General features: G+C 45.5%; 18 protein-coding genes and 8 tRNA genes. 6 read left to right on the top strand and 20 right to left on the bottom strand.

Going from position 1 to position 16,912, the window contains the following annotated elements; translation table 11 throughout:
- The first annotated feature begins 94 nt into the window (after window positions 1-94).
- Entirely contained in the window at window positions 95-1,183 is a 1,089-nt protein-coding gene (locus JQC93_RS16300) for a glycerol dehydrogenase (protein ID WP_084883849.1), read from the top strand.
- Window positions 1,184-1,288: 105 nt separating this feature from the next.
- Here the strand turns inward: JQC93_RS16300 and JQC93_RS16295 are convergent, their stop codons facing one another.
- Window positions 1,289-1,642 (bottom strand): hypothetical protein, encoded by a 354-nt coding sequence (locus tag JQC93_RS16295; protein WP_205159448.1) that lies wholly within the window; start codon window positions 1,640-1,642, stop codon window positions 1,289-1,291.
- 98 nt (window positions 1,643-1,740) lie between these two features.
- Between JQC93_RS16295 and JQC93_RS16290 the strand changes: the two genes are divergently transcribed.
- Window positions 1,741-2,139, top strand: a complete 399-nt coding sequence (locus JQC93_RS16290) for a VOC family protein (protein WP_205159447.1) — start codon at window positions 1,741-1,743, stop codon at window positions 2,137-2,139.
- A gap of 57 nt (window positions 2,140-2,196) precedes the next feature.
- Here the strand turns inward: JQC93_RS16290 and JQC93_RS16285 are convergent.
- The 11 genes from JQC93_RS16285 to mutY form a co-directional block, all read right to left on the bottom strand.
- Window positions 2,197-2,272: transfer RNA gene (locus JQC93_RS16285), tRNA-Asn, on the bottom strand.
- Window positions 2,273-2,404: 132 nt separating this feature from the next.
- Window positions 2,405-2,480, bottom strand: a tRNA-Asn gene (locus JQC93_RS16280).
- Between the two features lie 153 nt (window positions 2,481-2,633).
- A tRNA-Phe gene (locus JQC93_RS16275) sits at window positions 2,634-2,709 on the bottom strand.
- A 3-nt stretch (window positions 2,710-2,712) separates the two neighbouring features.
- Window positions 2,713-2,788 (bottom strand) — tRNA-Thr (locus JQC93_RS16270).
- A 401-nt stretch (window positions 2,789-3,189) separates the two neighbouring features.
- A tRNA-Asn gene (locus JQC93_RS16265) sits at window positions 3,190-3,265 on the bottom strand.
- 49 nt (window positions 3,266-3,314) lie between these two features.
- Window positions 3,315-3,390: transfer RNA gene (locus JQC93_RS16260), tRNA-Phe, on the bottom strand.
- 3 nt (window positions 3,391-3,393) lie between these two features.
- Window positions 3,394-3,469 (bottom strand) — tRNA-Thr (locus tag JQC93_RS16255).
- 163 nt (window positions 3,470-3,632) lie between these two features.
- Window positions 3,633-3,708: transfer RNA gene (locus tag JQC93_RS16250), tRNA-Phe, on the bottom strand.
- 117 nt (window positions 3,709-3,825) lie between these two features.
- On the bottom strand, window positions 3,826-4,962 hold the full coding sequence (gene mltC / locus JQC93_RS16245; protein ID WP_205159446.1) for a membrane-bound lytic murein transglycosylase MltC: 1,137 nt from the start codon (window positions 4,960-4,962) through the stop codon (window positions 3,826-3,828).
- A gap of 85 nt (window positions 4,963-5,047) precedes the next feature.
- The gene (locus JQC93_RS16240) at window positions 5,048-5,320 is read right to left on the bottom strand and encodes an oxidative damage protection protein (RefSeq protein WP_205159445.1); all 273 of its coding nucleotides are present in this window, start codon (window positions 5,318-5,320) and stop codon (window positions 5,048-5,050) included.
- A complete protein-coding gene (mutY, locus tag JQC93_RS16235) occupies window positions 5,317-6,384 on the bottom strand; it encodes an A/G-specific adenine glycosylase (RefSeq protein ID WP_205159444.1) in 1,068 nt (355 codons plus the stop codon). The genes JQC93_RS16240 and mutY overlap by 4 nt, the downstream gene beginning before the upstream one ends.
- Before the next feature lie 154 nt (window positions 6,385-6,538).
- On the opposite strand from mutY, the gene trmB reads away from it, so the two are divergent.
- Both trmB and JQC93_RS16225 read left to right on the top strand, forming a co-directional pair.
- Window positions 6,539-7,258, top strand: coding sequence for a tRNA (guanosine(46)-N7)-methyltransferase TrmB (gene trmB, locus JQC93_RS16230; RefSeq protein WP_205159443.1), 720 nt, complete (start codon window positions 6,539-6,541; stop codon window positions 7,256-7,258).
- A 79-nt stretch (window positions 7,259-7,337) separates the two neighbouring features.
- On the top strand, window positions 7,338-8,366 hold the full coding sequence (locus tag JQC93_RS16225) for a TRM11 family SAM-dependent methyltransferase (protein WP_205159535.1): 1,029 nt from the start codon (window positions 7,338-7,340) through the stop codon (window positions 8,364-8,366).
- Between the two features lie 54 nt (window positions 8,367-8,420).
- On the opposite strand, the gene hemW is transcribed toward JQC93_RS16225, so the two are convergent.
- Genes hemW through JQC93_RS16190 form a run of 7 tightly spaced genes read right to left on the bottom strand, consistent with a single transcriptional unit; the run spans window position 8,421 to window position 13,063 of the window.
- On the bottom strand, window positions 8,421-9,575 hold the full coding sequence (gene hemW, locus JQC93_RS16220) for a radical SAM family heme chaperone HemW (protein WP_205159534.1): 1,155 nt from the start codon (window positions 9,573-9,575) through the stop codon (window positions 8,421-8,423).
- Window positions 9,575-10,174 (bottom strand): XTP/dITP diphosphatase, encoded by a 600-nt coding sequence (locus JQC93_RS16215; RefSeq protein WP_205159442.1) that lies wholly within the window; start codon window positions 10,172-10,174, stop codon window positions 9,575-9,577. The genes hemW and JQC93_RS16215 overlap by 1 nt, the downstream gene beginning before the upstream one ends.
- A 4-nt stretch (window positions 10,175-10,178) precedes the next feature.
- Window positions 10,179-10,610 (bottom strand): DUF4426 domain-containing protein, encoded by a 432-nt coding sequence (locus JQC93_RS16210; RefSeq protein ID WP_205159441.1) that lies wholly within the window; start codon window positions 10,608-10,610, stop codon window positions 10,179-10,181.
- Entirely contained in the window at window positions 10,607-10,897 is a 291-nt protein-coding gene (gene yggU / locus JQC93_RS16205; protein ID WP_205159440.1) for a DUF167 family protein YggU, read from the bottom strand. Before yggU ends, JQC93_RS16210 begins: the two co-directional genes overlap by 4 nt.
- A gap of 15 nt (window positions 10,898-10,912) precedes the next feature.
- Window positions 10,913-11,470: a YggT family protein gene (locus tag JQC93_RS16200; protein WP_205159439.1), complete on the bottom strand. Its 558-nt coding sequence runs from the start codon at window positions 11,468-11,470 to the stop codon at window positions 10,913-10,915.
- Between the two features lie 38 nt (window positions 11,471-11,508).
- A complete protein-coding gene (gene proC, locus JQC93_RS16195) occupies window positions 11,509-12,327 on the bottom strand; it encodes a pyrroline-5-carboxylate reductase (RefSeq protein WP_205159438.1) in 819 nt (272 codons plus the stop codon).
- A 25-nt stretch (window positions 12,328-12,352) separates the two neighbouring features.
- Window positions 12,353-13,063 (bottom strand): YggS family pyridoxal phosphate-dependent enzyme, encoded by a 711-nt coding sequence (locus tag JQC93_RS16190; protein WP_205159437.1) that lies wholly within the window; start codon window positions 13,061-13,063, stop codon window positions 12,353-12,355.
- 23 nt (window positions 13,064-13,086) lie between these two features.
- Between JQC93_RS16190 and JQC93_RS16185 the strand changes: the two genes are divergently transcribed.
- Together JQC93_RS16185 and JQC93_RS16180 are read left to right on the top strand one after the other, a co-directional pair.
- A complete protein-coding gene (locus JQC93_RS16185; protein WP_205159436.1) occupies window positions 13,087-14,124 on the top strand; it encodes a type IV pilus twitching motility protein PilT in 1,038 nt (345 codons plus the stop codon).
- A 15-nt stretch (window positions 14,125-14,139) separates the two neighbouring features.
- A complete protein-coding gene (locus JQC93_RS16180; protein WP_205159435.1) occupies window positions 14,140-15,246 on the top strand; it encodes a PilT/PilU family type 4a pilus ATPase in 1,107 nt (368 codons plus the stop codon).
- An 87-nt stretch (window positions 15,247-15,333) separates the two neighbouring features.
- On the opposite strand, the gene JQC93_RS16175 is transcribed toward JQC93_RS16180, so the two are convergent.
- Window positions 15,334-16,803 carry an HD domain-containing phosphohydrolase gene (locus tag JQC93_RS16175; protein WP_205159434.1) on the bottom strand — a complete coding sequence of 490 codons (1,470 nt, stop codon included), beginning with the start codon at window positions 16,801-16,803 and terminating at the stop codon, window positions 15,334-15,336.
- Window positions 16,804-16,912: the final 109 nt, after the last annotated feature.

The following is a 16,912-nucleotide window of genomic DNA, read 5'->3' as shown; positions in this document are numbered from 1 at the left end:
AAAAGTGCTGATTCTTTTAGCAGCTTTGCGTATCTGACTTAAGATGAGTTCAACAAAAAACATAACCAATAACGTGAAACATAAGGTCTACACAATGGATAAAATAATCATTAGCCCAAGCAAGTACGTACAAGGTAAAAATGTTCTAGGTTCTATCGCTGGATACGTTAAGTCATTGGGCATGAACCCGCTAGCCATCGCGGATGAGTTTGTTACTGGCCTAGTCGGCGACACGGTTAAAGAGAGCTTCGTTAAAGAAGATATGCCACTGACCATGGACGTATTTGGTGGTGAGTGTTCACGCCAAGAGATCGATCGTATTTCAGATATCTGCGCCACTCAACAAGCAGACGTGATCATTGGTATTGGTGGTGGTAAAACGCTAGACACCGCTAAGTCAGTTGCATTCTACGCGAAAAAACCTGTAGTAGTCGTACCAACCATTGCTTCTACTGATGCACCAACCAGTGCACTTGCGGTTATCTACACACCAGAAGGTGAGTTTGCTGAATACCTAATGATCCCTAAGAACCCAGACATGGTTGTCATGGATACTGCCGTTATCGCAGGCGCTCCAGTACGTCTCATTGTAGCGGGTATGGGTGATGCACTATCTACTTACTTCGAAGCACGCGCTAACATGACTTCTGGTAAGCCAACTATGGCAGGCGGAGCTCCAACTCGCTCTGCACAAGCTCTGGCTAAATTATGTTACGAGACTCTGCTTGAAGATGGCCTAAAAGCGAAAGTGGCAGTAGAAAATGGTGTATGTACCACTGCGGTAGAAAACATTATTGAAGCGAACACTTACCTAAGTGGCATCGGCTTTGAAAGTAGCGGCCTTGCAGCAGCGCACGCTATCCACAACGGTCTAACCAAACTTGAAGAGTGTCACCACCTTTACCACGGCGAGAAAGTGGCGTTTGGCACACTGACTCAGCTGGTACTTGAAAACGCACCTCTGGAAGAAATTGATACAGTTATTGGCTTCTGCCGAGAAATTGGTTTGCCGACTAACTTGTTTGAAATGGGTGTTAAAGAGATCGACCACGCTAAACTGATGGAAGTGGCCGAAGGCGCAACCGCTGAAGGTGAAACTATTCACAACATGCCTTTCCCTGTGAATGCAGAAAGCGTATATGCGGCGATTCTAACCGCGCACCAGCTTGGCTTAGAAGGCTAACTAACTAGAATTACAAAGTGAAACTACAAGGTCTGGCGATTTGCCAGACCTTTTTTTATTCCCAGTTCTAACTTACCTTGTAACTACATCATGCCGCCAAAATTGCTATGGGTGCAGTACTTTGGTGTCCACTTTCTGTTTGCCTAGTATCTCAGCCTTTCGATTCAATAATTGTTGAGAAAAAATCTGGCTATTAATAAACATCTTTTGCCTTTCCATAGAGACTAAAAGCTGCGCTTTTATATTCTCTGCACGGCGATCCAGTTGTGCATATTGCTTTGTTCCAGATTCAACGCTGGCCATCTGTTTGTAGAGGTCGAGTATGCTTCTGTACAGCATGGCCTCAAACGATGAGCGTTTACCTGAAGTTGGGTTCTTTGCTGGTGTGTCCTTACCTTCAGCCTTACGTTTTTCCCACGACTTAATTTGGTTCTCGGTAAGAATGTCAAAAGCGTCCATGACTCGACGAACCTCCATTACTGTACGACACTATTACAGTGTAATAAGTGCTCGTCGAAATAGTGTGATGGGCCTTACAAGACTAAAAAGGGATGACTATGAATACACTTACTCCATACCTATTTTTTAACGGAAAGTGCGCGGAAGCGTTAGACTTTTATTGTGCGGTATTTGAAGGGAAAATTGGCGATAAACAGCTTTATTCTGAAGCACCTCAAGCTTTTGAAGGCGCCGATCCTAACTGGGTCATGCACGCTACCTTTGAGTGTGATTTATTTACCTTAATGATGTCTGACGGTACTCGCGCGCAAACAGACAAAGGGGTCGCGTTTTCTCTCGAAATGAATGATCGTGCTAAACAGAAAATGATTTTTGATAGGTTGGCAGAAGAGGGTGAAGTGGTGATGCCTTTAGAAGATACCTTTTGGGGAGCACACTTTGGCCAAGTTGCCGATAAATATGGATTTCGCTGGATGTTGCATTGCAGTGATAGCTAGAGTCTCAGCACCCAAATAAGAAAAAAGCTCTGGTCAAATGACCAGAGCTTTTAAATGTGGCTCCCCCTGCGGGACTCGAACCTGCGACATACGGATTAACAGTCCGCCGTTCTACCAACTGAACTAAGGGGGAACAATTCTTTTGTAGAATTGCTTTTCGTTTTAAACATCACTATTAACTAGTGGTGCCTCTGCAGCTTAGCTGAGAATTATATCTGCCTGAGAAAGAAAAAAGCTCTGGTCAAATGACCAAAGCTTCTTAATGTGGCTCCCCCTGCGGGACTCGAACCTGCGACATACGGATTAACAGTCCGCCGTTCTACCAACTGAACTAAGGGGGAACAATTCTTTTACAGAATCGCTTTTTCGTTTTAAAAGCAACACTATTGAAATAGTGGTGCCTCGAGGCGGAATCGAACGCGGACGGCTAGTTCACCGACACGTTGCAGCTCCGCTGCAAAACAAATTTTCTAAAAGCAACACTATTGAAATAGTGGTGCCTCGAGGCGGAATCGAACCACCGACACGAGGATTTTCAATCCTCTGCTCTACCGACTGAGCTATCGAGGCAAATGGTGCCGACTACCGGAATCGAACTGGTGACCTACTGATTACAAGTCAGTTGCTCTACCTACTGAGCTAAGTCGGCGACGGGGTGTATTAAACGGTTTTTGCCCTCTGGCGTCAACAGAAAAATTCAATAAATTGTGCGTTTGATGGTTTTCTGTTCTCAGTGAGCCATTTTTGGACATTATGTGTAAAAAGCAGTCTGTCTGATTGAAGGTAGTGGTGGTTTAAAACTACATGAAAGTGCTAACTGAGAGGGGAATTGAGAGTTTTAACTGTTTTCTACGTGTATATAAAGTCTATGTGAAGTACGGGAAGTTTAAGTTTCATTCGGTGCTTGCTAATTGACGGGTGGGTACTTAATAAAAGGTAGCTGTATTCAAGATAGTTGAATGCTCAGGCTATCGTCAATGCGATGAAAATAGTTTTCAGTGGCTTTAGAAAAGGAAAAAGCTCTGGTCAAATGACCAGAGCTTTCTAATGTGGCTCCCCCTGCGGGACTCGAACCTGCGACATACGGATTAACAGTCCGCCGTTCTACCAACTGAACTAAGGGGGAACAATTCTATTTAGAATTGCTTTCTTGCTAAGCAACACTTAAAAATAAGTGGTGCCTCGAGGCGGAATCGAACCACCGACACGAGGATTTTCAATCCTCTGCTCTACCGACTGAGCTATCGAGGCAAATGGTGCCGACTACCGGAATCGAACTGGTGACCTACTGATTACAAGTCAGTTGCTCTACCTACTGAGCTAAGTCGGCACACTAAATGCTTTTTTTCGGTTTTGATTGTTAACGTTGCAACTTTCAACACCAAATAAATAATGGTGCCTCGAGGCGGAATCGAACGCGGACGGCCAGTTCACCGACACGTCACAGCTTTGCTGTGAATCACGTTGCTCTTTATCAAGACCACTATAAAAAATGGTGCCTCGAGGCGGAATCGAACCACCGACACGAGGATTTTCAATCCTCTGCTCTACCGACTGAGCTATCGAGGCAACGGAGCGCTATTAAACGGATTTTCTCGGCTTCCGTCAACTGATTTTTGCAAATTTAAGCAAATAAAAATTCATTTGCTGAGTATTTGCACACTTTTGACGGTTGAGCCTAAAAAATCACCCTTTGCCTTTGTTGAACTCGGCTTTGTAGTTGGTGACTTTTTCTAAATATCGCCTCGCTTCCGCATTGGAATGCTTGTTGGTTAGTGCCCAATACACCTGATTTGGCTGTAACGAGTTTAGCTTGCTCATTGCGTTACTGCGGCTGTTTCTATCAAATGTATTTAACACGCCGCCAGAGCCTCCGTTGTATGCGGAAATCATGCTGTACTCCAATGACAGGGGATTTTGCACATCTTTAAGATAGCGATTTTTCAAAATGTGGAAATAGGCAGTACCTGTATCGATGTTGTTTTCTGGGTTAAATAGATACTCTGGAGTAGGTATTCCGGGCTTCTTTTTGACCAACTTAAAAACGTCGGCACCAGCTGTTTTTGGCACCACTTGCATTAATCCATAAGCGTTGGCCCAACTGACAGCATAGGGGTTAAAACTGCTCTCTGTTTTGATGATCGCGTAGATCAAATCTTCTGGAATATCATATCGTTGAGAGGCCCTCTGAACGATGTCTGAGTATTTGTAACTGCGCAGTTCAAAGTGCTGTTGAACCATTGGGATTTCAACATAGTGAGCGACTTTGAAATCAATTTGCTTCGTTTTTATTTCGTTGGCTATTAGATGATCTGCAAATTTTCCTGCCCGCCAACTCCACTGGATCGGCTGCCCGTTTTGATCAACTACTTGCTTATACAAAAAAGGTTCGCCCGTTAATCGAATATTTTGTGACGAAAATAGATCGACCTGCATTGGGTCATCAGGCGTGAGCAGCGTTGTGACAATTGCAGTACGTAAATGCTTTTTGGGCTCTTCAGTGGCAACGGTCGAAATCGTGATTTTACCTGTGGCAAAGTTGACTTCAGCGCGGCTTTGGTAGTTATCGATGTATTTGACGTAATTGCTGCGACCGGCAATCTTAACTTCACTTCGGCCCCAGCGTTTTTCGATATCGCCAGAAAAATTAGTGATTAGGCGATCAAGCGCATCTGTATCACGCTCAAATTGGCCTGGAAGGCGAGCAAGGTTGGTAGCAAAACGATTGGTTGGTTCGTAGTTAACGTCGTACATGCCTTCGACAAATTCTCGGCTACAACCGGCCAATGTAAGCAATAAAATAATAAATGGGAGATTTTTCATACAGCGTAGGAAGAGGTACCCATTTCACATTGGCATACAGTCTAGATGCACGGGTATTGGGTACCAATATGTTCCAATGGGTCTCTTATTCGCTAGGTGGAGTGTAGCCTTCAATCACAATGTCTTGGCCTTCAAAAAGGAATTTGACCATTTCACCTTCTAACAACTTACGGTGCTCTGGATCCATCATGTTCAACTTTTTCTCGTTGATCAGCATAGTCTGTTTAGACTGCCATTCACCCCATGCTTGTTTGGAGATGTTATCAAAGATGCGCTTGCCCAAATCACCAGGGTAAAGTTGAAAATCGAGGCCATCGGCGTCTTGTTTTAGACGGGCACAATATACGGTGCGGCTCATAAGGATTCCTTTTGATTAAGTTCGTAAGGGAGTGACTCTAAAAGCTGTTTGACAGGTGCAGCCAGCCCTACTTGAATCGGATTGGTTAAGTTATACCAGATACCGTTTCCTTGTTCCATGATAACGCTTGGGCGCTGAGCTAATTTTACCAATACGGGATTAATGTCTAAATGATAATGGCTAAAGGTATGTCTAAAACCATTGAGGTGTTCAGTAGAGTCAACCGCTGAGTGTGGTATTGAAAGAGACTCTAGAACTTCATCTGGTTGGTGACTATCCAGCTCTGGGAAGCAATGTAGTCCACCCCAAATGCCAGTGCTTGGTCTCTGCTCAAGCCAGATCTCGTTTTCACAATGAATGAGATAGAACCAAGCAGCCTTAATCGGCTTTTCTTTTTTGGGCTTTTTGCCAGGGTAATCGGTTTGATTTCCTTGTTCATTGGCTGCGCAACTCGACGATATCGGGCAAAGGCCACACTTAGGCTTGGTGCGCGTGCACACAAGGGCCCCGATATCCATCATCGCTTGGTTGTAGTCTTCCACCTCCGTCTTAGGGGTATACTGCTCAGCAACCCCCCAAAGGGCGTTCTCTACAGGTTTTTTGCCAGGCCATCCGGCAATGGCGTTGTGCCGCGCAAGTACCCGCTTCACATTCCCATCAAGAATGGCGTGAGGTTGATTGTAAACCGAAGAGAGAATCGCAGCCGCGGTGGAGCGACCGACACCGGGAAGAGCGTTCATCTGCTCTAGCGTGAGAGGAAACTCACCACCGTACTCAGATGTCACTACTTTAGCTGCTTTATGCAGGTTACGAGCTCTAGCGTAATAGCCAAGACCCGTCCAAAGATGCAACACCGAGTCTATGTCTGCATTGGCTAGCGACTCAACGTCGGGAAACGTCTCTACAAATCGTTCAAAGTAAGGGATCACTGTGGCGACTTGGGTCTGCTGAAGCATCACTTCCGACAGCCATACGCGGTACGCTGTTTTACCCTGTTGCCACGGTAAATTTTTACGGCCGTAATCTTGGTACCAAGTTAAGATGTTTCGCGCAAAAGGAGTCATTATTGTTCATTGATTGCTGATAGTGCGACGCATTGCAACATAGAACTGCGGTCAATAAAACCCTCAAAAATCTATGGTAATCGCAATAAAACTTGCACCATGAACTATTCTTTGGATAATTCTCGCTTCGAATGAAATTAGAGCAGACAGATCAATGAGTGACGTAACCACCAATGAATACACCGAAGACGGTAAGCTGATACGTAAAGTACGTAGCTTCGTCCGTCGTGAAGGGCGCCTAACTAAAGGCCAACAAAAAGCACTGGATGAGTGCTGGCCAACAATGGGTATCGATTACCAAGAGCAGCTTTTGGTTTGGAAAGACGTGTTTGGTAATGACAACCCAGTCGTGCTTGAAATTGGATTTGGTATGGGTGCGTCGTTGGTCGAAATGGCTAAGGCTGCACCAAATAAAAACTTCATCGGTATCGAAGTTCATAGCCCAGGTGTTGGAGCATGCTTGTCGTCTGCTCAAGAAGCTGGTGTCACAAACTTACGCGTCATGTGCCACGATGCGGTAGAAGTGTTTGCCAATATGATCCCGGAAAGCAGCTTAGCCACGGTGCAACTGTTCTTCCCTGACCCTTGGCACAAAAAGCGTCACCATAAGCGTCGTATTGTTCAATTAGACTTTGCTGAGATGGTGCGCAGTAAATTGCAATTGGAAACGGGCATTTTTCATATGGCGACCGATTGGGAAAACTATGCAGAGCACATGATTGAAATCATGGAGCAAGCGCCTGGTTACGCTAATATTGCGACAGAGGGACCTTACATTCCTCGTCCAGATGAAAGACCATTGACTAAATTTGAAGCTCGCGGACACCGCCTTGGTCACGGTGTGTGGGACATAAAATATAAACGTACTGCCTAGCTTAACTTAGTAGGTTTTACGTCCGATTCACCGACAAGCCGTGGGAAAAGCTTACCGCTTTAAAAGATTCATGAGTACGATCCATAAATACGTCATTTTGGCTAACCCTGGTCACAACCGTATCTATTTCGAGGCTGCGCTATCGATAGCACACTCTGAAATTACGGCGATGTTAGCAGGGTTAAATATTCACGTTGAAACGTCACTCGACAGTGATATCGGCTTACCCGCCGCACTGGCGTTTTCAACAACCGAAGCGTTGTCCCTAGAGGCCCAATCGCGGCTTACTGGGGCGTCTATCTATTATGCGCTGTTTGAGGTTGTTGAAGGCGATCTGCTCAGACCTTTGTCGCCAGAGCCGACTCATACTTTTCCACAAAGTATGAGTCAAATCTTGCGCTATACCGGTAAAACCAACGAGCAATTTACTCGGCTGATGATAAATCTCGCGGTCAGCGCAGCTCAAACCAACTCCGAACAGATCACCTTGCTAGATCCTATGTGTGGCAAAGGTACAACGCTATACGAAGGGTTGATCCAAGGGCTCAATGTTGTTGGTGTCGAGATAAACCCCAAATCGGTTCATGAAATTCAAACCTTTATCGTTAAGTTTATGAAAAACGGGCGCTTTAAGCATAAAACTCAAAAGCTTAAGCAGTCGGCTCAAGGCAAAAAAGTGGCTGACGGTTTTTTACTAGAAGCTGCGAGCAAGAAAGAAGCGTTTAATGCAGGTGATACTCAGCAATTAAGACTCTACGCCGCGGACACTCGCATTGCCGATCAGGTGCTTAAAAAGAACAGCTGTGACGTGATGGTGTCTGATTTGCCTTATGGGGTGCAGCATGGCAGTAAGTCCGCGAAAGACGTGAAAATGGCGCGCAGTCCGCTGGAGCTAGTGGATGATTCGTTACATGCGTGGAAAGCGGTGTTAAAACCGAAAGGCGCGATTGTACTGAGTTTTAATGAGTTTACCCTTAAGTGGCGCAGCCTCGCTCAAGTCTTCGAAAATCATGGGTTTAAAGTGCTCAGTGAAGCGCCATACTCTGGGTATTTGCACAAGGTCGACTCTTCCATCAATCGCAATATTTTGGTCGCGGTTAAGCCGTAAATAAATGGGGTAAAAAAATGGGGTCAGAGTCATTCGACTCTGACCCCATTTATTTTAGACAAATAGAGCCAACAGATCGTTAAGGAACAACTTTCCTTTTTGAGTGATCTGCCAATGATCTTCACTCTCTTCCAAATAGCCTAAGTTGATTGCTTCCAGAACCGGCGTGTTTATTGCGTCTAGCGGCAGCCCAGTACGAGATACAAATTCCTGCTTTGGGCAACTCTCTAGCAGCCTAAAGCGATTCATAAAGAACTCAAACGGGCGCTCTTCTTGGCTGACTTGGCTCTCATCACTTAAATATTCTTTCGTTAGGTCTAGATACCCACGAGGGTGTTTTACTTTTACTGTTCGCGTGATGGTACCGTCTTCGAAACTGAGCTTGCCATGAGCGCCACAGCCAATGCCTAAGTAATCACCGTATCGCCAATAGTTAAGGTTGTGCTGGCACTGATAACCAGCCTTGCTGTACCCAGAAGTTTCATATTGGGTGTAACCGGCTTCAGACAGCAGCTCATGCCCTTTTTCAAATATATCCCATAAGTCATCGTCATCGGGCAAGACGGGTGGTTTGGAATAGAAAGAGGTATTAGGCTCAATCGTCAGTTGGTACCAAGACAAATGGGGTGGATTTAGCTCAATCGCCATTTTTAAATCATCAATCGCTTGTTGCGGGGATTGATTCGGCAGACCGTGCATTAAATCTAAGTTAAAGCTATTTAGACCAATAGTATGCGCCAGTTTTGCGGCGGTTAACGCCTCTTGTTTGCCGTGGATGCGACCAAGGGTCAGTAGCTTTTCTTGCTCAAAGCTCTGTACACCGATAGAAATGCGAGTAACACCCGCAACCACGTATTGCGCAAATCGCTCGGCTTCGACAGTACCTGGATTCGCTTCCATAGTGACTTCGATGTTGTCGGAAAAATTAATTCGCTGCTTTATGCCATCGAGCAAGCGACCGATATTCTGAGGCTCTATCAGGCTTGGAGTTCCACCACCAATGAATATTGATGTCAGTGGTCTTGCACTTGGAGATATCTGGTAGCGCTTTAAGTCGATGTCCAAGTCTTCAAGTAGAGCATCAATATATTGCGCTTGTGGGATCTCACCTTTTTGAGCGTGCGAGTTAAAATCGCAATAGGGGCACTTTTGTACACACCATGGGATGTGTACATACAAACTTAGAGGCGGTGGTGTGATGGTCACGATTATTGCTGCGCTTTGAGTTGAGCAAAGAGCGACGCCAATGCTTTACCGCGGTGTGACAACTGCTTCTTACGTGTAGGATCTAACTGAGCAGACGCACAATCTTCCTCAGGAACGTAAAATACAGGGTCGTAACCAAAACCATTGCTGCCGTGCGCTTGGGTAAGGATTCGACCCTCCCACTTACCATGGGCAATCAGTGGCGTTGGATCCGCCGCATGACGCATCAACACCAACACGCAGTGAAAGCGTGCAGTGCGCTGGGACTCTTCAACGCCTTGCATCTCTTGTAATAGCTTATTGAGGTTCTTCTCATCGGTAGCGCCCTCCCCAGAGAAGCGAGCAGAATAGATACCCGGTGCGCCTTTAAGGTAATCGACTTCAAGCCCAGAATCGTCAGCAATGGCAGGAAGACCAGAGATCTTTGCAGCATGACGCGCTTTGATGATGGCATTTTCAATAAAGGTGGTGCCGGTTTCAGGGACATCGGGAACATCAAATTCACTTTGTGCGTGCACAGTAAAACCAAACTCCGATAGCAGATCTGCCATCTCTTTGACTTTGCCTTGGTTGCCAGTAGCTAAAACGATCGATTGGGTCATGGGATCACTCTTGGGTGTAGAAAGTTTGTTGGAAATTAATTGGGCCTTTACCTTTTAGCTGGCCATCAATATTAATCGTAAATCTTAGCAATTCCTCATTAGTAATCGGGAATTGAGCAATGTAGTAAATAGCATTGCCTTCTTTAATGGGCTTGAAATCGAGCTTACGCTGGCTACCCAGCAAGTTCTTGGCGCTGCCTGTCACTTTGGCTTCAATCGCGGGTTTACCAGCTTGATAGCGGTCTAAAACGCTGATTGAGATAACACCATTATAGCCACTTCGTTTAATGTCGTAGCTGCGGGCAACGTCTGCAGTCAAAAACTGTGCATTGAACGCCGAGTAATGCACTTCTAAGTCTTTGATATTTTGAAATTGAGCTGCCATGGAAAAGGGTGAAACTAGACAAGCCAGTAAAGTAAATATTCGAAGTGTCATAACAGTGATTCAATCTCTTTAGGTATGGTGGAAGGGGAGTCTAATAACACCTGTTTATGGCGTCCTTGTTGCCCTTTCTCTATGTGTATGGAGCCTTTGGCTAAGCCAAACCATTTACTAAGCAGTTTAATCAAATGGGCATTGGCTTTACCATCGATGGGTGGTGCGGTAATCGCTATTTTTAGTTCATCACCATGCTCGCCGACGATTTTATCGCGACTGGCTTTAGGTTGAACGTAAAGGCGAAGCACAATGGCTTCGCCTTTTTTACTATACCAAGAGGGCATGACAATACTTATTGCCTAGGCCATATACCAAAGGTTGCCTAAGAAATCACCCATGAGCATGTTGGCAAATTGCAGCAAAATAATCACAATTAACAAACTAAGATCAATACCACCTAAATCGGGTAATAGGCGACGAATAGGCGCTAAGAAAGGTTCAGACAACTGTGAGAAAACATACTCAATTGGGCTACGACCTTGGCTTACCCAGCTCATGATAGCGCGGATGATTAATACCCAGAATACTAGGTGACCAAATTGTTTAACCACCGATAGTGCAGAAAGCAGTAGAAGCGTGGTATCAAATTTCACCGCACCTGCTGAAGCGACAAGCACCAAAAGCGTATATTTTAGTAGTGTCACTAAATACGCAAAGACGATTGTGGCGAGATCTAAACTTCCAATTGAGGGAATAACTCGACGCAGTGGCGCAACAAAAGGTTGAGTCGCTTTTACCACAAACTGAGAGAATGGATTGTAAAAGTCCGCGCGTGCGGCTTGAAGCCAAATACGCATCAAGACCACCATAATGTAGAGGTCAAATACGACTTGGATTAAAAAAGTTACTGACTGCATAGTGCGTCCTCTTAATAATGTATGAGCACCAATAGGGCTTAAATTTGTGATTCCATCTCTTCAGCGCGTGTCACAGCCGCTTGCATGGCTTTGGCTACTATATCGCTAAGATTGTGCTGATTAAAGGTTGCGAGTGCTTGAGCTGTCGTTCCGCCTTTCGAAGTCACTTGCTCTCGAAGTGTTGATAACCCTAAATCGGGATTCGCAACCACCATCTCCGCCGCACCTAATGCGGTTTGCTGTACTAACATTCTCGCTGTGTTCTCATCAAATCCCTGTGCAATGGCTTCTTGTTGCATCGCTTCCATGAACAAGAAAAAGTAAGCCGGTGCACTGCCTGCTGCGGCGATAATATTATTGATCCCGGCTTCCGTGTCGACCCAGCATACTTTACCCACTGCAGACATTAACTGATCTGAGAAGGTTTTGTCCGATTCAGAAACGCTGTTTGGAGCGTACAAGCCACTCATGCCTTCGCGAATTAATGCTGGAGTATTAGGCATAACACGGACCAGTTGCAATGATTGTTCGAACATTGCCTCCAAGCGTTCACAGGTTATTCCAGCGGCAATGGATATAATCAACTTTGATGATAAATCGAGAGCCTTTAATTCTGCGGCGACCACTTCCATCATTTGCGGTTTTACCGCTAGGACAATGACATCGGCGGACTTGGCTGCAACGACATTGTTCGATGACGTATTGATGCCAAATTCAGTTGAAATTGCGGTGCGAGTTGACTCACTTGGCGCTGTTGCGGTGATCTGTTGTTTCGGATAATCACTACTGAGCATGCCAGCGATAATAGAGCGCGTCATGTTACCCGCTCCAATAAATGCTATTTCTCTAAATTCCATTCAGCTTTACTTCCTACGTCATAATCTAGTTGAGGTTACTGTAGTCACGAGCACCAAAGATAGCGGTGCCTATACGAACCATAGTGCTTCCTGCTTCTACGGCGGCTTGCATATCGCCGCTCATACCCATGGATAATGTATCTATACTGTTGATGGTGCTTTCGAGCGAGATTTTCAAGTCTTTCAACGCGTTGAATGCGGCGAGCTGCTCGCTATATTGGGAAACATTTGCGGGAATAGACATTAATCCACGAAGCTTTAGATTAGGCAGAGCGTCAATGTATTGAGCGAGCTTCAGTACCTCTTCGGGGTCTATACCAGACTTGCTCTGTTCGCCGCTGGTATTAACTTGAATTAGCACATTAAGAGGCGCCATCTCTGATGGACGCTGATCACTGAGTCTTTTGGCTATTTTTTCGCGATCGATAGAGTGAACCCAGTCGAAATTTTCAGCGATAAGCTTAGTTTTGTTGGATTGGATGGGGCCGATAAAGTGCCAATCGAGATTTTTCTCGGTATAGTGTTCGTTAAAATATTGAATTTTATCAACACCTTCTTGGACGTAGTTTTCGCCAAAGCAGCGGTGCCCCGCCTCGATTGCTTGCTCGATGGCTTCTATAGGTTTGGTTTTACTCACCGCCAAAAGTTGCACAGAGCCGGTTGGGCGACCAAACTTAGTTTCAAAGCTGTTCAATTCGTGATTAATCGAGTCTAAATTGTGTTGAATTGTGCTCATATCAGTTTTTATAAGGAAATTAGATGGATATTGCTGAGTTATTGGATTTTAGTGTAAAGCATAATGCCTCAGATCTACACCTTTCTGCGGGAGTTCCTCCAATGGTGCGCATTGATGGTGATGTTCGTAAATTAGGTGTTCCTGCGTTTTCACATTCTGATGTGCACAAATTGGTGTTCGAAATCATGAACGACGCACAGCGTGCAGAGTTTGAAGAAAAGCTGGAAGTCGACTTTTCCTTTGAATTACCTCAAGTTGGGCGTTTTCGCGTAAACGCGTTTAATCAAGCAAGAGGCTGCTCAGCGGTATTTCGTACCATACCTGTCAAAATCCCAAGCCTTGAGCAGCTCAACTGCCCTGAGATTTTTGAGCAGATCGCCAATTATGAACGTGGTTTGGTGTTAGTTACTGGACCTACAGGGTCGGGTAAATCAACCACATTGGCCGCGATGGTGGATTACATTAATCAAAATCACAATAAACATATATTGACCATCGAAGACCCCATAGAATTTGTTCATCCAGACAAAAAGTGCCTAATCAACCAGCGTGAGGTGCATCGCGATACTCACTCCTTTAAAGCGGCACTTCGTTCTGCGTTACGTGAAGATCCAGACGTTATACTAGTGGGTGAGCTTCGAGATCAAGAAACCATCAGTCTCGCGCTTACTGCAGCAGAAACCGGTCACCTTGTGTTTGGTACGCTCCACACCAGTTCGGCCGCAAAAACGATTGACCGTATCATTGATGTATTCCCTGGTACCGATAAGGCCATGGTGCGTTCAATGTTGTCGGAATCGTTGCGCGCTGTTATCGCTCAAAAATTACTAAAGCGAACTGGGGGAGGGCGTGTAGCCTGTCACGAAATAATGATCGCTAATCCAGCCATCCGTAATCTAATTCGTGAAGATAAAGTCGCGCAGATGTACTCAATCATTCAAACCGGTGCAACGTTAGGTATGACCACAATGGAGCAAGCGGGCAAACAGCTAATGATGAAAGGCGAGGTTGAGCAAAGCGAAGTCGAACAAAAAATTGGTCTTGATAGCGGAAGCTTTTAGCTTAGGAGCACGATAATGGAACTCAAACAAATGCTGGACACCATAGTGAGCTTAAAGGCTTCCGATGTCTATATTACTGTTGGCGCTCCGTGTTTGTTTCGCGTCGACGGTGAGCTGCGTGCTAATGGCGACAAATTACATCAGTCTGGTGTTACGGCGCTGCTCGATTCGATGATGGATAATGATCGTCGTAAAGATTACCGCGAGACGCGAGAGTCCAATTTCGCCATAGTGCGAGATGGTGGCCGATTTAGAGTCAGTGCCTTTTTCCAACGCGAGTTGCCAGGGGCGGTGATCCGCCGGATTGAAACGGAGATCCCTACCTTTGAACAGTTGAAATTACCGGACGTTTTGAAAGATCTTGCTGTCGCTAAGCGAGGATTGATTTTAGTAGTCGGCGCGACCGGGTCGGGTAAATCAACCACGATGGCAGCGATGACCGGTTATCGAAATCAACATCGTAGCGGCCATATATTAACGGTCGAAGATCCTATCGAATTTGTCCATGAGCATCAAAACTGCATTGTGACGCAACGAGAAGTTGGACTCGACACTGCAAGTTACGAAGTGGCGTTAAAGAACTCGCTCAGGCAAGCACCAGATATGATTTTAATTGGTGAGATCCGTAGCCGAGAAACCATGGAATATGCGATGACCTTTGCCGAAACAGGGCATTTGTGTATGGCGACACTACACGCCAATAACGCCAACCAAGCCCTAGAGAGGATCATGCACTTAGTGCCTAAAGATCAGCGTGAACAGTTTTTGTTGGATCTTTCACTAAACCTCAAAGGTGTCATTGGTCAGCAATTGCTGCGGGATAAAAGTGGCGAAGGGCGACACGGCGTATTTGAGATCCTACTTAATAGCCCAAGAGTGTCCGATTTGATCCGTAAAGGAGAAACACACGAGCTTAAATCCACGATGGCGAAATCTAATGAAGTTGGTATGTGCACTTTTGATCAGTCTCTGTACCAGCTAGTGATTGACGATAAGATCACCGAAGAAGAAGCCATGCACAGTGCTGACTCTGCTAACGATTTACGATTGATGATCAAAACCCAGCGTGGCGATGCCATTGCGAGTGGTTCGCTCGCCAATGTGCAGATCGATATGGATTAAACACGGCTAGCTTCGCACTGTTAGCTTCGTATACGCGTGTTGGGTTTACGCATTGTAAATACAGTAAATCCGACGCGATCTTCGCTATTAAGCGGCCGTTTGCTGATCGTTATCTTGGTATTGTTTTGCAATATCGACAAATACGTTTTCTGCGGCCAAAAAAGCTTCCACGACTTCGGGGTCGAAGTGCGTACCTTTTCCGTCAACAATAATAGAGCAGGCCTTCTGATGTGAGAAAGCAGGTTTGTAAACACGCTTAGAAATGAGTGCATCATACACATCTGCTAGCGCCATCAGTCTTCCAGAAAGAGGGATTTCCTCGCCGGTTAACCCGTATGGATAACCACTTCCATCCCACTTTTCATGATGTGTTAGCGATATCTCTTTAGCGACATGCAAAAACGAGCTGCTTCCCATCTGGCTTTCTGCAATCGAAAGGGCTTTCGCGCCGATTACGGGGTGCTGCTTCATTGTTTCAAACTCCTCAGGAGTTAGTTTTCCCGGTTTGAGTAACACAGAGTCAGGCACGCCCACCTTGCCTATGTCGTGCAACGGCGCAGATTTGTGGAGCAGTTCAATGTAGTCGGGGGTAAGCTTACTAGAATATTTCGGGTATGTAGCCATTTGCTGGGCCAAGGCTTTAACGTACTCTTGAGTCCGTAATATATGTGCGCCCGTTTCGTTGTCACGAGACTCGGCGAGAGCCGATAGGCTGACAATGGCAACATCTCTGGTGATGGTGACTTCATGCTGCGTCTGCTGCAATGCATCTAACATGCTGTTGGTCATGGTTGCTATCGCGCCGATTTCATCATTGTTATGGATGGGAAGGCGCTGTGCTATATCACCTTGGGTCACTTTTGAAAGAGCGAGCTCCTGACTATCTAAAACGAGCGACATCCATTTGCGCCATAGCGACATGATGCTAACTCCATAGCCCATCAAAACTACCGCTACGTAAAGAAACTCTTTGATTACACTGATTTTTCCACTGCCATCTAATAATTGCGCGGGATTGTGTTCAAGCCAAAATACTCCTTTCACACCGACCATCGTCAGCGATACTGAAAGGGCGATAAACATTAAAACGACCAACGTAATGGCCTGCTTTACCATTGAGCGCCGTTCACCTGAGGAGTGCGTTAAAGACGACTCAGATGCGTTTGCCCATCGAACGTTGTCAATTTTTGCATCAAGCTCGAGTAATAGCCCAGTAAAGAAACCGAACATGCAGAATCCAAACACCACCTTGGCATTACTGTCGATAGTAAATTGATAATTTAGGTTGTAATACGTGGCTAGAAGAACCCCAGCGACCAAAAATAGAATAGTGTCTAATAGAACAAAGCTGGTGGTGTTAAATGACGTAAGTCTTCGAGAAATTGTGTGGCGAACGCCAAATAGAACAGCAAACACGACACCACAGTGGGAATAAACTTCCGCTAGCGTAAGGGTTTCCAACATGGGACAAACCCGTCCAGCATATGTGCCAAATAGCCCACATGCTAAGGAATAACCGAGCAACGTTTTGCCAACATTGTAACGAGAGCTATCCATGCTTCTACCGTCTATGTGTTTACCTATACTACTGTACAAATAACATATAATTAGCTGTTAAGCATTCTTTTTCCGCACGGCGACCTATAAATTGCACCGTAATGCTAAA

The sequence above is a fragment of the Vibrio ulleungensis genome, from assembly GCF_016900875.1.
GTDB lineage: Bacteria > Pseudomonadota > Gammaproteobacteria > Enterobacterales > Vibrionaceae > Vibrio > Vibrio ulleungensis.
The sequence above is the reverse complement of the archived record's forward strand: the minus strand, read 5'-3'. Positions and strand labels throughout refer to the sequence as shown.

What these genes read in the sequence shown, in the direction of transcription:
- JQC93_RS16300 (WP_084883849.1), top strand. Translation starts at nt 95, where the DNA reads ATGGATAAAATAATCATTAGCCCAAGCAAGTACGTACAAGGTAAAAAT.
- JQC93_RS16295 (WP_205159448.1), bottom strand. Translation starts at nt 1,642, where the DNA reads ATGGACGCTTTTGACATTCTTACCGAGAACCAAATTAAGTCGTGGGAA.
- JQC93_RS16290 (WP_205159447.1), top strand. Translation starts at nt 1,741, where the DNA reads ATGAATACACTTACTCCATACCTATTTTTTAACGGAAAGTGCGCGGAA.
- mltC (WP_205159446.1), bottom strand. Translation starts at nt 4,962, where the DNA reads ATGAAAAATCTCCCATTTATTATTTTATTGCTTACATTGGCCGGTTGT.
- JQC93_RS16240 (WP_205159445.1), bottom strand. Translation starts at nt 5,320, where the DNA reads ATGAGCCGCACCGTATATTGTGCCCGTCTAAAACAAGACGCCGATGGC.
- mutY (WP_205159444.1), bottom strand. Translation starts at nt 6,384, where the DNA reads ATGACTCCTTTTGCGCGAAACATCTTAACTTGGTACCAAGATTACGGC.
- trmB (WP_205159443.1), top strand. Translation starts at nt 6,539, where the DNA reads ATGAGTGACGTAACCACCAATGAATACACCGAAGACGGTAAGCTGATA.
- JQC93_RS16215 (WP_205159442.1), bottom strand. Translation starts at nt 10,174, where the DNA reads ATGACCCAATCGATCGTTTTAGCTACTGGCAACCAAGGCAAAGTCAAA.
- JQC93_RS16210 (WP_205159441.1), bottom strand. Translation starts at nt 10,610, where the DNA reads ATGACACTTCGAATATTTACTTTACTGGCTTGTCTAGTTTCACCCTTT.
- yggU (WP_205159440.1), bottom strand. Translation starts at nt 10,897, where the DNA reads ATGCCCTCTTGGTATAGTAAAAAAGGCGAAGCCATTGTGCTTCGCCTT.
- JQC93_RS16200 (WP_205159439.1), bottom strand. Translation starts at nt 11,470, where the DNA reads ATGCAGTCAGTAACTTTTTTAATCCAAGTCGTATTTGACCTCTACATT.
- proC (WP_205159438.1), bottom strand. Translation starts at nt 12,327, where the DNA reads ATGGAATTTAGAGAAATAGCATTTATTGGAGCGGGTAACATGACGCGC.
- JQC93_RS16190 (WP_205159437.1), bottom strand. Translation starts at nt 13,063, where the DNA reads ATGAGCACAATTCAACACAATTTAGACTCGATTAATCACGAATTGAAC.
- JQC93_RS16185 (WP_205159436.1), top strand. Translation starts at nt 13,087, where the DNA reads ATGGATATTGCTGAGTTATTGGATTTTAGTGTAAAGCATAATGCCTCA.
- JQC93_RS16180 (WP_205159435.1), top strand. Translation starts at nt 14,140, where the DNA reads ATGGAACTCAAACAAATGCTGGACACCATAGTGAGCTTAAAGGCTTCC.
- JQC93_RS16175 (WP_205159434.1), bottom strand. Translation starts at nt 16,803, where the DNA reads ATGGATAGCTCTCGTTACAATGTTGGCAAAACGTTGCTCGGTTATTCC.